The following is a 14,122-nucleotide window of genomic DNA, read 5'->3' on the forward strand; positions in this document are numbered from 1 at the left end:
GCTCATTTTCTCCTCGTTTGCCGGTGCATCCACTTCCATGCGGACCACAGGCCGATGCCCGCGCCGATCATCAGCAGCGGTGCGGAAAAGAACACGCCGGTGCCGAAATAACGATCCAGCCAATGGCCGAGTGCGAGCGCCAACAGCGTCGGCACCACGATCGTCCAGCCGAGAATGCCGATCTGGCCGAGGCGCGCGCCGAGCGACGGCTCGGGTTCGTCGTGTGCGTCGCGCTCCCGCTGCACGGCTTGCCGGGCCGCGCGCGCGACGCGCTCGGCCGACGGGTCGGGCGTTTCGGACGGTTTGCCGGCCGCGCCGTCGGGGCGTTGGTTCCCATCGTGGTTCATGACGCCGCCTTGCCGCGCGGCGGGTTGTCGTCGCGCGCGGCGGACGGCGCGCCGGGGCGCAGATACCGCAGCAATTGCCGAACCGCCTGCGCGTGCAGGCGGGTCTGTTCGACACGGGCGCGCCGTGCCGCGTCGAGCCGCTTCACGCGCGCCGCCTCGACCTGCGCCTGCAATGCGACGAGCGTATCGCCGCACATGCCGTCGCGGCACGCGATCGTGACGCGGCGCCCCTGCGCGACTCTCAGCACGCCGGCTTCCACCGCGCAGAAATGCGGGATGTGATCGGCGCCATGCCAGCGGACCACGCAGGGCACGAGCACGGTCAGGTAATCCGCGTGGCCGGGCAGAATGCCGAAGCTGCCGCTGGCGTCTTCCGCGCGCAGCGCCACGACCTCGGCGCTGTCGACCAGCACGGCGGCGGGCGTGGCGATCGTCAGATGAAGAGCGTGGTTCATCGCGCGGCGCTCGTGGCGGCAGGCGGTGGGGCGGTGGCCGGGCGCGACGCGTCTTCCCGCGCGCGTGCTTCGTCGAGCGTGCCGACCATGTAGAGCGAGCTTTCCTGCCACGTGTCGCATTCGCCGGCCAGAATCGCCTTGCAGCCGGCGAGCGTATCGGTGAGCGCGACGGAGCGGCCGGGTACGCCGGTAAACGCCTCGGTGACGGCGAACGGCTGGGTCAGAAAGCGCTGCAGCCGGCGCGCGCGACCCACGATACGGCGGTCGTCGGCGCCGAGTTCTTCCACGCCCAGCAGTGAAATGATGTCCTGAAGTTCACGATAGTGTTCGATGGTTCGCCGCACTTCGATGGCGATGGCCGCATGGTCTTCGCCGACGACGAGCGGATCGAGCAGCACCGACGACGACGCGATCGGATCGATTGCCGGATACATGCCTTCGGCCGCCATCGAACGGGACAGCACGACCATGCTGTCCACGTGCGCGGCGATGGTGGTCACGGCGGGGTCGGTGAAGTCGTCGGCCGGCACGTAGACCGCCTCGATGGCCGTCACCGACACGTCGCCGACCGACACGATGCGCTCCTGCAGCGCGGCGACTTCGCTCGCCAGCGTCGGCTGATAGCCGACCCGCGACGGCAGCCGCCCGAGCAGCCCGGACACCTCGGCGCCTGCCTGAACGAAGCGGAACACGTTGTCCATCAGCAGCAGGACATTCTGGTGGCGTTCGTCGCGAAAGTATTCGGCCACGGTGAGCGCGGTGAGCGGGACGCGCCAGCGCGCGCCCGGCGGCTCGTTCATCTGTCCGTACACCAGCACGGTGCGCGGCAGGACGCCCGAGCCGCGCATGTCGAGCAGCATTTCATGGCCTTCCCGCGAGCGTTCGCCGACGCCCGCGAACACCGAGATGCCCTGATAGCGCTCGACCATCGCATGGATCAGTTCCATCACCAGTACGGTCTTGCCGACGCCGGCGCCGCCGAACATCGCGGCCTTGCCGCCCTGCGCGAGCGGCGTGAGCAGATCGATGATCTTGATGCCGGTCGCGAAGATTTCGGTGGCGGCGCCCTGCGACGACAGCGGCGGCGGCGGGCGATGGATCGGCCGGTACGGTACGTCGGCCGGCAACGGCGCGCCGCGATCGCCCGGTGTGCCGGTGACGTCGATCAGGCGGCCGAGCATCGCCTCGCCGACCGGCACCCGGATCGGACCGCCGGTGGCGTGAACCGGCGCACCGCGCCGCAAGCCGTTGGTGGATTGCAACGCGAGCGCGCGTACCGTGGATTCATCCAGGTGGGCCTGCACTTCGGCAATGATCGGCGCTCCCTGATCCGTGACGATCGACAGCGATTCTTCGATCGGGGGCAGCGCCACCGCGTCGAAAGCGACGTCGACGACCGCGCCGCGCACCGCGATCACACGACCATGCACCGGCGCGTCGCGCGTCGGCCCGGCCGGGTGATCGTTTGCCGGCGCCGCGGGCCGGCCGTCGAGAGGTTCTTCGGCCATGGTCATGCGGTGATATGGAAACCGGCGTCCGCGTAGATCGTCGAGCCGGTCAGCGTCATGCCGGCGTCACTTGCGAGTACCGCGGCGATGCGCCCGATTTCCTCGATGGTGACGAGATGCCGGGCCGGCGTATGCGCGCGCACGTCGTCGAGCAGCGCGTCGAAATGGTCGATGCCGGACGCCGCGCGGGTCTTCACCGCGCCGGCGGAAATCGCATGCACATGGACGCGGCGCGCGGCCAGATCGGCGGCCAGATAGCGCACGCTCGATTCGAGCGCCGCCTTCACCGGTCCCATCACGTTGTAGTGATCGACCGCGCGCTCGGCGCCATAAAAGCTCACGGTCATCAGACTGCCGCCGTCGGCCATCAACGGCACGGCGAGCTTCGCCATGCGAATGAACGAATGGCACGACACCGCCATGGCGAGCGCGAAACCTTCGGCCGGGCAGTCGATCAGGCTCGCGTGCAGCGCGTCGGCGGGCGCGAAGGCAATCGAATGGAGCAGGAAGTCGAGCCGTCCCCACTCCTTCGTGAGCCGCTCGAACACGGCTTCGAGCTGGCCCGGCACGCTGACGTCGCACGGCAGAACCAGCCGCGCCTGAAATGCTTCGGCGATCGGCCGGACATACGGCTCGGCCTTGTCGTTCAGATACGTGACGGCAAGCTCCGCTCCCGCGGCCCGAAACATTTCTGCGCAGCCGCTCGCAATGCTGTGTTCGTTGGCGATGCCGACCACGAGGCCGCGCTTGCCCGACAGATCGATGAGCGGATTCACGAGGTGGACTCCTCACGGTGATGGATGGTCACGGCTTCGTCGGCGATGATCTGCTCTTCGTCGGTCGGCAGCACGAGCACCGTCACCTGACTGCGCGCGCTGCTGATCACGCGGGCGTTGCCGCAGTTCGACTGGCGATCGAGTTCGACGCCGAGCCACGCAAGCCGCTCGCATACGGCGCTGCGTACCTCCGCTTGATGCTCGCCGATGCCCGCGGTGAACACGAGGCTGTCCAGCCCGCCGACCGTGGTGGCAAGCCGCGCCGCTTCGCCCGCGATGCGAAAGGCGAACAGCTCCAGCGCCTCGCGGGCTTCCGGCCGGTGGCTGGCCTGCAGTTCGCGGCTGTCCGCGCTGATGCCCGACACGCCGAGCAGGCCGGATTGGGTGTACAGCATGTCCTCGATTGCGCCGGCGCTCATGCGCTGCTGTTCGAGCAGATGCAGCACGACGCCGGCGTCGAGCGCGCCGCAGCGCGTCGACATCGGAATGCCGTCGAGCGTCGAGAAGCCCATGCTGGTGTCGCAACTCCTGCCGCCGTCGAACGCGGCGAGACTCGCGCCGCTGCCCAGATGCGCCGCGACCACCTTGCCCTGCGCGAGCCGCGGAAACTGCCGCGCGAGCTGGCCGATGACGAACTGATACGACAGGCCATGAAAACCGTAGCGCTTGATGCCCTGGTCGAAAAGCGCGCGCGGAATCGCGAAACGGCGCACGAGATCGGTCTGGGTACGGTGAAACGCCGTATCGAAGGAAGCCGACTGAACCAGTTGCGGCCGCAGATGCCGGATCGCGCGAATCAGCCGCAGGCTTTGCGGCTGATGCAACGGCGCGAGCGGCACGAGCGCGGCGATTGCCGCGAGCGTGTCGTCGTCGATCGCGACGGGTCCGGCGAAACGGTCGCCGCCATGCACGACGCGATGGCCGACCGTCATCAGATCGTCGAGCGGGAAGTGCGTGGCGAACCAGCCAAGCGTTTCGTCGAGGACGTCGTGCAGATCTTCCGTGACGCGCGAGTTCAGCGCAATCTCGACCGTCTCGCCGTCGTTCGTGAGATGCAGACGCAATGGCTGCGCCCGGAAGTCGATCGTGCCCTGGCCGATTCGCGTGGCCGCGCCGGACGCGACGCGAAACAGGCCGATCTTGATCGTCGACGAGCCGGGATTGAAGGTGAGCAGAAGCGGCGCGTTCATGATGGGATCTGTCCTCCGTGGGCCCGTTCGGCTGCGAGTTTGGCCAGCGCCGCGGAAGCGAGGCGCACCCGCAGGCTGTCGGCGCGGCTCGTCAGAATGATCGGCAGGCGTGCGCCGAGCACGATGCCCGCCGCGTCGGCGCCGGCGAAGTACACCAGTTGTTTGGCCAGCATGTTGCCGGCTTCCAGGTCGGGCACCAGCAGAATGTCGGCCTCGCCCGCGACCGGCGAAGCGATGCCCTTGGTATGGGCCGCCGCCGTGCTGATCGCGTTGTCGAAAGCGAGCGGGCCGTCCACCAGCGCACCCGTGATCTGCCCGCGCGCGGCCATCACCGTGAGCGCGGCCGCGTCGAGCGTGGTCGGCATGCGCGGGTTGACCGTTTCCTCCGCCGCGAGGACGGCGATCCGCGGCACGTCGACGCCGAGCAGGTGCAGCAGGTCGATTGCGTTCTGGCAGATATCGCGCTTCTGTTCGAGCGTCGGCGCGATATTGACCGCGGCATCGGTGACCACCAGGGGTTTCGCGTAGGCCGGCACGTCCATCGCGTACACGTGGCTGATCCTGCGCTCGGTGCGCAGCCCCGACCCCGCCGCGACGAGGGCGGAGAGCAGTTCGTCGCTGTGCAGGCTGCCTTTCATCAACGCGGCGACCTTGCCCGCCGCGCCCAGTTCGACCGCGCGCGCGGCCGCCGCGTGACTATGCTCGACGGACTCGATGTCCACGCCGTCGAGACTGAGCTGGGCGGCGTCGGCGGCGCTCCGGATCTTGTGTTCCGGTCCGATCAGAAGCAGGTCGAGCAGTCCCTCGTCGCGGGCCTCGAGCGCCGCGCGGATCGACTCGGGCGAGCACGGATGAACGATTGCGGTGCGCAATGCCGGCCGCGCGCGCGCCTCGCGGATGAACGCCTCGTACCGGTCATGGCGGCGCACGGCGGCCTCGGGGCGCGGCATGGCGGCCCACGCGATCGGCGTGGCGGGCGCGATCACGGTGGCGATGCCGAGCAGCACGACCTCGCCCTTCTGGTTGGTGCAGCGCGTGTCGAGCAGCACGATGCGCTTGTCGGCGCGCTTTTCCTTGACCGTCACGGTGGCGGTGATGGTGTCGCCGGGCGTGACCGGATGACGGAACTGCAACGTCTGATCGAGATAGATGGTGCCGGGTCCGGGCAGCCGGGTGCCGAGCAGCGCGGAGACCAGCGCGCCGGTCCACATGCCGTGCACCACCACATGGCCGAACAGATCGGTCGACGCGAAGGCCGTGTCCATATGCGCCGGGTTGACGTCGCCCGACATCGCGGCGAACAGATCGATGTCGTTCTGGCCGGCGATGCGCACGAGCGAGGCCGACTCGCCGATCGCGAGTTCGTCGAAGGTCCGGTTGCGTAGCAGCGTGTTGTCGTTCATGGCGTGGTTTTATATGTGAGCGGACGCTAGGCCTGGAGGACGTAGGTGCCGGGCGCGTCGACTCCGCCGTCGGCCTCGATGATGGGCGGCGCGACGCGTTCGGGAGCCGAATGGGCGGCAAGCCACTCGGTCCACGCGGGCCACCACGAACCCTCTTGCGGCGTCGCGGTGGCCATCCATGCATCGGGGCCGATGCGCAGATCGTCCATTGCCGTGTGCTTCAACCTGAAGTGCCGGTGCGGGTGGCCCGGCTCGCTGACGATGCCGGCATTGTGGCCGCCGCTCGTCAGCACGAAGGTGATGTCGGTGTCCGACAGGTTGTGAATCTTGAACACCGAATGCCACGGCGCGATGTGATCGCGTTCCGTGCCGACCACGAACAGCGGCACGCGAATATTGCGGATCGACACCGGCCGCGCGTCGACCTGATACCGGCCGCAGGCCAGATCGTTGTCGAGAAACAGGCGCCGCAGATACTCCGAATGCATCCGGTACGGCATGCGCGTGGCATCCGCGTTCCATGCCATCAGGTCGATCATCGGCGCGCGCTCGCCGAGCAGGTAGTCGTGCACGACGCGCGACCAGATCAGATCGTTCGATTGCAGCAACTGGAAGGCGCCGGCCATCTGATTGGCCGCGAGATAGCCCTGCGACCACATCATGCTTTCGAGGAAATAGACTTCGCTGTCGTCGATGAAGAATTGCAGTTCACCGGGTTCGCTGAAATCCGTTTGCGCGGCGAACAGCGAAACCGAAGCCAGCCGGTCGTCGCCGACGCCGGCCATCGCGGCGGCGGCGATCGACAGCAGCGTGCCGCCGAGGCAGTAGCCGGTCGCGTGGATCCGGCGCTCCGGCAGGATCGTCGAGATGGTGTCCAGGGCGGCCATCACGCCGAGCCGCCGGTAGTCGTCGAGGCTGATATCGCGGTCTTCCGCGCCCACGTTGCGCCACGAGATGCAGAACACCGTGTAGCCCTGTTCGACCAGGTAGCGGATCAGCGAGTTGTGCGGCGACAGATCGAGGATGTAGTACTTCATGATCCAGGCCGGGACGATCAGCACCGGCTCGGCCACCACCGTGGCGGTAGCCGGACTGTATTGAATCAGCTCGATCAGGTGGTTGCGAAACACCACCTTGCCGGGCGTCACCGCGAGATTGCCGCCGACCTTGAACCGGTCGAGTCCGGCCGGCGGTTGCCCGGTCGCCTGACGCCGGACATCCTCCAGCGCATTGGCGATGCCCTGGGCGACGCTCAGGCCGAGCGTCGCCGCGGCACGCTGCAGGACTTCCGGATTGCTGAACGGGAAGTTGGTCGGCGCGACGACATCGAGCCACTGGCGCGCGGCGAACGACACCACGTCCTCGTGATGACGCGTGGCGCCGGGCACGCCGCGGGTCGCCGCGTTCCACCATTGCTCGGTCAACAGGAACGCCTGCTGCCAGAAGCGGTATGGCTCGGTCTGCCATACGTCGGCGCGAAAGCGCTCGTCCGCGGGCGATGCTTCGGCGAGCGGCGCCGCGTAGTCGCCGCTCGATGCCTGGGCGAGGTAGGCGGCGATACGTCTCGCGTCCTGAACGCCGAGCGCGGCGAGTTCCAGCTGTTTGCCGGGCGCGACCGCGAGATGGATCAGCCAGTCCGCCCACGCGAGAGCGAGCGCTGCCGGCGACAGACCGCCGCTCAGGCGCGCGATGAACGCTTCCTTTGCGTGATCGAGCGCGCGGAACGGCTCGCTGGATGCGGGAACGGGCGGTATATCGGGCGCGCCTTGAAGGGCGGCGCAAGCGGGCCTCGAGCGGGTGTCCATCTGGATTTCCTCGGCGTAGGGTGGCACGGCAGCGTGCCGCGGCCCGGCTGTGATGAGACGCGGTGAACGGGCCGCCGGCGAAAGCGGTTAACTGCGGCTGTTCACTACGTGAAAAATCACACCGGATGGGCTCTCTTCCGGAGCCCGTTGTGCGGAGCAGCAAACGTTGCACGGGAAGACTGTAGCGGTTGCATAACTGTGTACTGTTGATCTGGATCAATCCCGGCACACAGGTTTCGCCGGCCACGCCGGGTCCCGCCGATCGACGGCGCGCCACGAACGGGACACGCCATGAAGCTCACGATGAAGCTCACGATGAAGCTCACGAAAGCACGAGCCCGGTCCGCCTGAACGCGTCATGCAGACCAAGCTCCGGATATTTCTGTCCGACGATCTTCATGTCGCTGCGCGCTTCTTCGATCAGCCAGTCGCGCACATCGGCGACGATCGGCCGGATCGGCCGGTTCGGCGGCGTGAGCAGACAACAGCGCCGGCTCGTCACGATCAACTCCTGTTCGGCCGGCACCAGCGCGCCTTGCGCAAGCCAGTGTGACGTGACGTTCAGCCAGCCGAGCGCGATACCCTGGCCGAGCAGCGCGGCTTGTACGACGATTGCGTAATCGCTGAAGCTCAGCATGCCTTGCACATGCCGCGCTTTCGACGTGAATGCATGAAACCGCTCGTGCCAGCCTCGCTCCTCGTCGTCCATCACGATGACGGTATCGCCCTGCGCGCGGCCCGCGTCGCTGCGAGCGATCTCGTGGTAGCGCTGATTGCACAGCGGCAGCAGCGCTTCGGGCATGACGAGCACGGCGTTCTCGTCGATATCGTCGTCATGCAGAAAGCGCATGCCGAGATCGACGTCGACGAGCGGCCCGCCGATACGCCCGGAGATCAGCTGGAAGCGTAAATCGACGGAGGGAAAGGCCCGATGCAGCCGGCTCATGCGTGGCATGAGCCAGTGCGTGGTGAACGCGGTGGATACCGATAACGTGACCGTTTCGACGCCCGTCGCGCGCGCTTCGATTTCGCGTATCGCGCTCTCTATGCCGCTGAAGCCTTCGGAAATCTTCTGGTAAAGAATCCTGCCGTTCTCGGTCAGCTCGATGCCGCCGCGCACGCGCTCGAACAGACGGACGCCGAGATGGTCTTCCATGCGGGCGAGCATGCGGCTTACCGCGGGCTGACTGACATACAGCTCCTGCGCCGCGCGCGTGAAGTTTCCGCAGCGCGCGGCGGCCTCGAACACGAACAGCGCATTGGCGCTCGGCAGCTTCCTGCGAAGGTTTGGCATGACCTGATGTTATGCGTGATCCAACAATTTTGGAATTGCTGTCAAAAATGCCGCGCCTTATATTTTTTCCCAACGTCTGTTTTGACTTCGGGATCATCGACATGGACGCACGCGTTAAAACCGGCGTGTCAATCCGGGCCGCCAGCAAGCGGTATGGCCCGGTCATCGCGCTGGACGAGGTTTCGCTCGACATCGCGCCGGGCGAGTTCGTGTCGCTGCTGGGGCCGTCGGGTTCGGGCAAGACAACGCTGCTGGGCATTCTCGGCGGCTTCGTCGCGCCGAGTTCGGGCAGCGTCTGGGTCGGCGAGCGTGACATTACATTTGCGCCGCCCCACAAGCGCAACATCGGCATCGTGTTCCAGAACTACGCGCTTTTTCCGCACATGACGGTGGGCGCGAACGTCGCGTTCTCATTGCGCGCGCGGCGGGAACCCAAATCGACGTGGCCGCAACGCGTGGCCGACGCGCTCGCGATGGTGGAACTCAAGGGCTACGAAAGCCGCGGCATCCATCAACTGTCGGGCGGACAGAAGCAGCGCGTGGCGCTCGCGCGCGCGATCGTGTTCCAGCCGCAACTCATTCTGATGGACGAACCGCTCTCCGCGCTCGACAAGCAGTTGCGCGAAGCCATGCAGATCGAACTGCGCAGGCTGCACCGGCAACTGGGCGCGACGATCATCAACGTGACCCACGATCAGCGCGAGGCGCTCACGATGAGCGACCGCGTCGCCGTGCTGAAGGACGGCAGGCTCGTTCAGATCGACACCCCCGAGCGCCTGTATGACCGCCCGTGCAATGCGTTCGTCGCGAGCTTCATCGGCGAGGCGACGCTGCTGGACGTCAGCCGCGCCGCCGCCGACGCGGTGCGGCTCGGCGATACCGTGCTGCGCACCGCCCATCCGGTTCCGCGCGCCGGCAAGCTGCTGCTCGCGGTGCACACCGAGAAGCTCGTGATCGACGCCGATCATCGCCATGAAAATGCGAACCGTCTGTCGTGCCGCGTCACGGAAGTGATCTATCAGGGTGAAAGCCTGCGCGTGTTCGCAGCGCTTGCCGACGGCACCGCGATCAGCCTCAGACAACCCGGCGGTCACGACGCGCGCCGCCGCATTCCGGAGCCGGGCGAGTCGATGACCGTCGCGCTCGATCCGCAGGACACCATCGTCGTACCCGCATGACTTTTTCGCCGCCCGTGCACGGGCGCTTCCGACTCAAACGCAGATACGCAACCCGCAAAGGATGAAGCAATGAATCTCACCGATTTCAAGGTCCTGACGTTCGATGTCGTCGGTACGCTGATCAACTTCGAAAAGGGCGTGCTCGATTCCGTGCGCCGCCTGGGCGGAGCGAAGGCGCGGGAGCTGACCGACAGCCAGATCTTCGAGCCGTACATGCAAGGCCGCGCGAAGTTTCCGGGTCGATCGAGCCATGAAATGGCGAATGTGTATCTGCATCTGGCCAGGGGGCTCGGGCTGCCCGACGATGCGCAATCCGCCGCCGCGTTCCAGCGCGACGTGCTGGACTGGCCCGCGTTCGAGGACTCGGTTGCCGCGCTCCGGCGCCTGCGCAAGCATTTCCGCCTCGTCGCGATGACCAACGCGGACCGCGTCGCGCTGTCGGCCTATGCCCATACGCTGGGCGACCCGTTCGACGATACCGTGTGCTGCGACGAAACCGGCGTCGCCAAGCCCGACCCGCAATTTTTCGCGTACAACCGCGGCCGCCAGGCGGCGTTCGGCTACAAATTCAGCGACATTCTGCATACCGCGCAGAGCCAGTACCACGACATCGGCATCGCGACGAAGCTCGGTTACGCGACGTGCTGGATCGAGCGGCGTCAGGGCATGCACGGCTTCGGCGCCACGCCGGTGCCGGAAGCCGTCACGACGCCGACCTTCAGATTCGCGACGCTTGCCGGCCTCGCGGATGCCGTCGACGCCGAGCTGCGCGCCGCCGCCTGACGATGCGCGCCCCGACCGCACGGCCCCTCGCGCAAGCGGACTCGCTCTGGCGAGCGATGGCCGCGCGCGCGCCGACGCTGGACGCGCCGGTGGCCGCGGCCGCGCCGCTCGCCGGCGACCTCGACGTGGAGGTGGCGATCATCGGCGCGGGTTATTCGGGCCTCGCCGCTGCCTATGCGCTGCAAAAGCGCGGCGTCGGCTGCGCGGTGCTGGATGCGAACACTATCGGCTGGGGCGCGAGCGGGCGCAATGGCGGCGTGGTGTCGTCGAAGTTCCGCCTGTCGTTTCCGTCGATTGCGGACAGCCACGGGCTCGATACCGCGCGGCGCATGCATCGGCTCGCGCATGACGGCGTGCGCGCGGTCGAAACGCTGATCGACGAGTTCCGGCTCGAACGCGCGCGCTTCGAGCGCACGGGCAGCCTGCGTTGCGCGCATACGGAACGCGCGCTGGCCGCGAGCGTGGCCGAAGCCGAGTGGCTGCGCACGACACTCGACGATACGTCGATGACCGTGCAGTCGCGCGCGCAGATCGAGCACGAAACGGGCTCGAAGGGCTTCGTCGGCGGCGTGCTCAGCGCGGATGCCGGGACGATTCTGCCGCTCGAATACGTCCGCGGTATCGCGGCGGGGTTGACCGCGCGCGGGGTGCCGATCTTCGAATCGACTCCGGTCGTCGACATGGCGCGCAACCGCGCCGGCGGTGTCCTGCTGCGCGCGCCCGGCGGTACGGTGCGCGCGCAGCAGGTGATCGTCGCGACCAATGCGTATTCCAATCTCACCGAGGCCACCGCGCAGTTTCACCGCGAACTCGTGCCGTTTCGCAGCGCGATGATCGCGACGGCGCCGCTGCCTGCCGAACTCGACGCGCGCCTGATGGTGAACCGCCGCAGCTACACGGAAACGCGCCGCATGATGAAGTGGTTCCGCAAAGTGGATGGCCGCATGCTGTTCGGCGGCCGCGACGCGTTCGGCAAGGAAGGCGACGCGAGCGGCTTCGATGCGCTGCAACGCGCAATGGTCGCGCTGTTTCCGGACCTGAAGGACGTGCCGGTGGAATATCGCTGGTCGGGTTATGTCGGCATGACTTTCAACGCGTTGCCGCACGTCGGCCGCAGCGACGCCGCGACCACCTTCTGCGTCGGCTACAACGGCGCGGGTGTGGCCATGGCAAGTCTGATCGGCCAGCACGCGGCGGCGCTCGCGCTCGGCGAAAAGCCCGAACTGGCGATGCTCGCGCAGGACGGGTTGCGGCCCGTGCCTTTCCATTCGCTGCGCGCGCCCGGCGTGAGGCTCGTCGCCGCGTGCTATCAGCTTCTGGACGCGGTGGGTGCATGACATGACGACAGCCAAACGGATCCTGCCAGACTCGACCATCGCGCATACAGTCACGAACGACCCGTCGGTTCGACATCGGCGGCGCGAAGACCGGGTGATGCTGCTGTTGATGGCGCCGGCGCTCCTCGTGGCCGTGGTGTTGCTGGTGATGCCGCTCGCGTGGCTGTCGTGGCAGTCGATCTATCACGATGGCGGCTTCACGCTCGCGAACTATCGGCGCGTGTTCACGGAGGCCTATCTCGCCACCTTCCTGCTGACGTTCAGGCTGAGCATCATCGTCACCGGCCTGACGCTGCTGCTCGGCTATCCGGTAGCGTATTTCGCCGCGTCGATACCGGCACGCTGGAGCGCGCTCGTGCTCGGCATGGTGATCCTGCCGTTCTGGACCAGCGTGCTCGTGCGGACCTACGCATGGCTCGTACTGTTGCAGCGGACCGGCCTGATCAACAAGGCGCTGCTCGGCATGGGGCTGATCGAGCGGCCGCTCCAGCTCTCTTACAACCAGTTCGGCACGGTCATTGCGATGGTGCATATCCTGTTGCCGTTCATGGTGCTGCCGCTGTATTCCGCCATGCAGAAGATTCCCGCGAATCTCTCGCAGGCGGGCGCGAGCCTCGGCGGCTCGCCGCTGCACGTGTTTCTGCGCGTGTTCCTGCCTTTGTCGATGAGCGGCGTGCTCGCGGGCGCGACACTGGTGTTCGTGCTGTGCCTGGGCTTCTACATTACGCCTGAACTGATGGGCGGCGGCAGGTCGATGATGGTTTCGATGATCGTGAGCCGCAATGTCGATATCTACAATAGCTGGGGCGCGGCGAGTTCGGTGAGCGTGGTGCTGCTGGTCTGCGTGTTCGCGGTGTTCTATGCGGTGAGCCGGGTGATCCCGCTCGAAAAGACGCTGGGAGCGAAGTGATGGAAATGAGAAGGCCACTCCCGTTGGGACGCATGACACTGGGTGCGTCCGTGGTGCTGATTCTCGTGTTCCTGATGGCGCCGGTGATCATCATCGTGCCGCTGTCGTTTTCCGATGCGAGCTTTCTCACCTTCCCGCCGCCGGGCTATTCGCTGCGCTGGTATCGCGCTTTCTTCGACAACCCGGCGTGGATCGAGGCGGCGAGGACGACCTTCGCCGCCTCGACGTGCGCCGCGCTGATCGCGACGCCGCTCGGGATCATGGCCGCGTACGGCATCCAGAACGGCTCGCACTGGTCGCTGCGCTATTTGCGCACGCTGCTGATGCTGCCGCTGATGGTGCCGATCATCATCGTCGCGGTGGGCGTCTTCTTCGTGTACACGCAGGCGGGTTATGTGAATACGCTGAGCGGTCTGATCGCGGCCGATACGATGCTCGGCCTGCCGTACGTGCTGATTTCGGTCGGCGCGGACCTGCGCACTTTCGACCGCACCCAGGAGATGGTCGCGCGCAGCCTCGGCATGAATCGCTTCCGCGCATTCATGACGGTGACGCTGCCGCAGATCAGGTCGAGCGTGATTTCGGGGGCGGTGTTCGTGTTCATTCAGGCGCTGGACGAGACCGTCGTCGCACTGTTCATTTCGGGCGGCGACAATCAGACGCTCACGCGCCGGATGTTCGTCACGTTGCGCGACGAGATCGATCCGACCATCGCCGCCATCAGCACGATGCTCACGGCCATCACGCTGTGTCTCGTGATGATCGTCGCCGTGAGCCGCCGTTCATCCGCGCAGGCGCGGGGCTAGGGCCTGTTCACGCTAATAACGGGCTTGCGCTGGTCGCCAGAAGGGCCGAGCGCAAGGATTGCGACGAAGCGAATACCCGACGTATTCGCGAGGAGCATGACGCGGCGATCGGCCCTTCTGGCGGCCAGCCCGCGATCCATTATTTTTTTAGTCAGGGGAACATGCCTTTGCGCCCACATTGCTGCGTCGCTCGTTGCTTGTTTGGCGAGGCCAAACGGCGCTCCTCCCTCCTTGCACTGCGAGCGCAAAGGCATGTTCGCAAGCCCGTTATTAGCGTGAACAGGCCCTAGCAGGCTGTTGAATTTGGATCCCGTGTAAACGGGGTTTGAG

14 protein-coding genes are annotated in these 14,122 nt (G+C 66.7%); 5 read left to right on the plus strand and 9 right to left on the minus strand.

Annotated features, from left to right (window positions below; translation table 11 throughout):
• Window positions 1-2 precede the first annotated feature (2 nt).
• From QM685_RS14410 to QM685_RS14445, 8 genes are all read right to left on the minus strand, one after another.
• Entirely contained in the window at window positions 3-347 is a 345-nt protein-coding gene (locus QM685_RS14410) for an AtpZ/AtpI family protein (RefSeq protein WP_415116984.1), read from the minus strand.
• Complete coding sequence (locus QM685_RS14415) at window positions 344-802, minus strand: F0F1 ATP synthase subunit epsilon (RefSeq protein WP_415116986.1); 459 nt, start codon at window positions 800-802, stop codon at window positions 344-346. The genes QM685_RS14410 and QM685_RS14415 overlap by 4 nt, the downstream gene beginning before the upstream one ends.
• Window positions 799-2,310, minus strand: a complete 1,512-nt coding sequence (atpD, locus tag QM685_RS14420) for a F0F1 ATP synthase subunit beta (protein ID WP_415116988.1) — start codon at window positions 2,308-2,310, stop codon at window positions 799-801. Before atpD ends, QM685_RS14415 begins: the two co-directional genes overlap by 4 nt.
• Before the next feature lie 2 nt (window positions 2,311-2,312).
• Complete coding sequence (gene fabI, locus QM685_RS14425; protein WP_415117025.1) at window positions 2,313-3,074, minus strand: enoyl-ACP reductase FabI; 762 nt, start codon at window positions 3,072-3,074, stop codon at window positions 2,313-2,315.
• A gap of 8 nt (window positions 3,075-3,082) precedes the next feature.
• Complete coding sequence (locus QM685_RS14430; protein WP_415116990.1) at window positions 3,083-4,276, minus strand: acetate/propionate family kinase; 1,194 nt, start codon at window positions 4,274-4,276, stop codon at window positions 3,083-3,085.
• Window positions 4,273-5,679, minus strand: a complete 1,407-nt coding sequence (locus tag QM685_RS14435) for a bifunctional enoyl-CoA hydratase/phosphate acetyltransferase (protein WP_415116992.1) — start codon at window positions 5,677-5,679, stop codon at window positions 4,273-4,275. The genes QM685_RS14430 and QM685_RS14435 overlap by 4 nt, the downstream gene beginning before the upstream one ends.
• Before the next feature lie 26 nt (window positions 5,680-5,705).
• On the minus strand, window positions 5,706-7,484 hold the full coding sequence (locus QM685_RS14440; protein ID WP_415116994.1) for a PHA/PHB synthase family protein: 1,779 nt from the start codon (window positions 7,482-7,484) through the stop codon (window positions 5,706-5,708).
• Between the two features lie 322 nt (window positions 7,485-7,806).
• Entirely contained in the window at window positions 7,807-8,778 is a 972-nt protein-coding gene (locus tag QM685_RS14445) for a LysR family transcriptional regulator (protein WP_415116996.1), read from the minus strand.
• Between the two features lie 101 nt (window positions 8,779-8,879).
• On the opposite strand from QM685_RS14445, the gene QM685_RS14450 reads away from it, so the two are divergent.
• The 5 genes from QM685_RS14450 (at window position 8,880) to QM685_RS14470 (ending at window position 13,792) form a co-directional block, all read left to right on the plus strand.
• Window positions 8,880-9,956: an ABC transporter ATP-binding protein gene (locus QM685_RS14450; RefSeq protein ID WP_415116998.1), complete on the plus strand. Its 1,077-nt coding sequence runs from the start codon at window positions 8,880-8,882 to the stop codon at window positions 9,954-9,956.
• A 69-nt stretch (window positions 9,957-10,025) separates the two neighbouring features.
• Window positions 10,026-10,739 carry an HAD-IA family hydrolase gene (locus QM685_RS14455; protein WP_415117000.1) on the plus strand — a complete coding sequence of 238 codons (714 nt, stop codon included), beginning with the start codon at window positions 10,026-10,028 and terminating at the stop codon, window positions 10,737-10,739.
• Window positions 10,740-10,741: 2 nt separating this feature from the next.
• Window positions 10,742-12,076 carry an NAD(P)/FAD-dependent oxidoreductase gene (locus tag QM685_RS14460; protein ID WP_415117002.1) on the plus strand — a complete coding sequence of 445 codons (1,335 nt, stop codon included), beginning with the start codon at window positions 10,742-10,744 and terminating at the stop codon, window positions 12,074-12,076.
• Between the two features lies 1 nt (window position 12,077).
• Entirely contained in the window at window positions 12,078-12,986 is a 909-nt protein-coding gene (locus QM685_RS14465) for an ABC transporter permease (RefSeq protein WP_415117004.1), read from the plus strand.
• 5 nt (window positions 12,987-12,991) lie between these two features.
• Complete coding sequence (locus QM685_RS14470) at window positions 12,992-13,792, plus strand: ABC transporter permease (RefSeq protein ID WP_415117007.1); 801 nt, start codon at window positions 12,992-12,994, stop codon at window positions 13,790-13,792.
• Here the strand turns inward: QM685_RS14470 and QM685_RS14475 are convergent.
• Window positions 13,789-14,122, minus strand: a 334-nt coding sequence (locus QM685_RS14475) for a hypothetical protein (RefSeq protein WP_415117009.1), incomplete at its 5' end; no start/stop codon positions are given. The genes QM685_RS14470 and QM685_RS14475 overlap by 4 nt on opposite strands.

The organism is Paraburkholderia sp., from assembly GCF_047605525.1.
GTDB lineage: Bacteria > Pseudomonadota > Gammaproteobacteria > Burkholderiales > Burkholderiaceae > Paraburkholderia.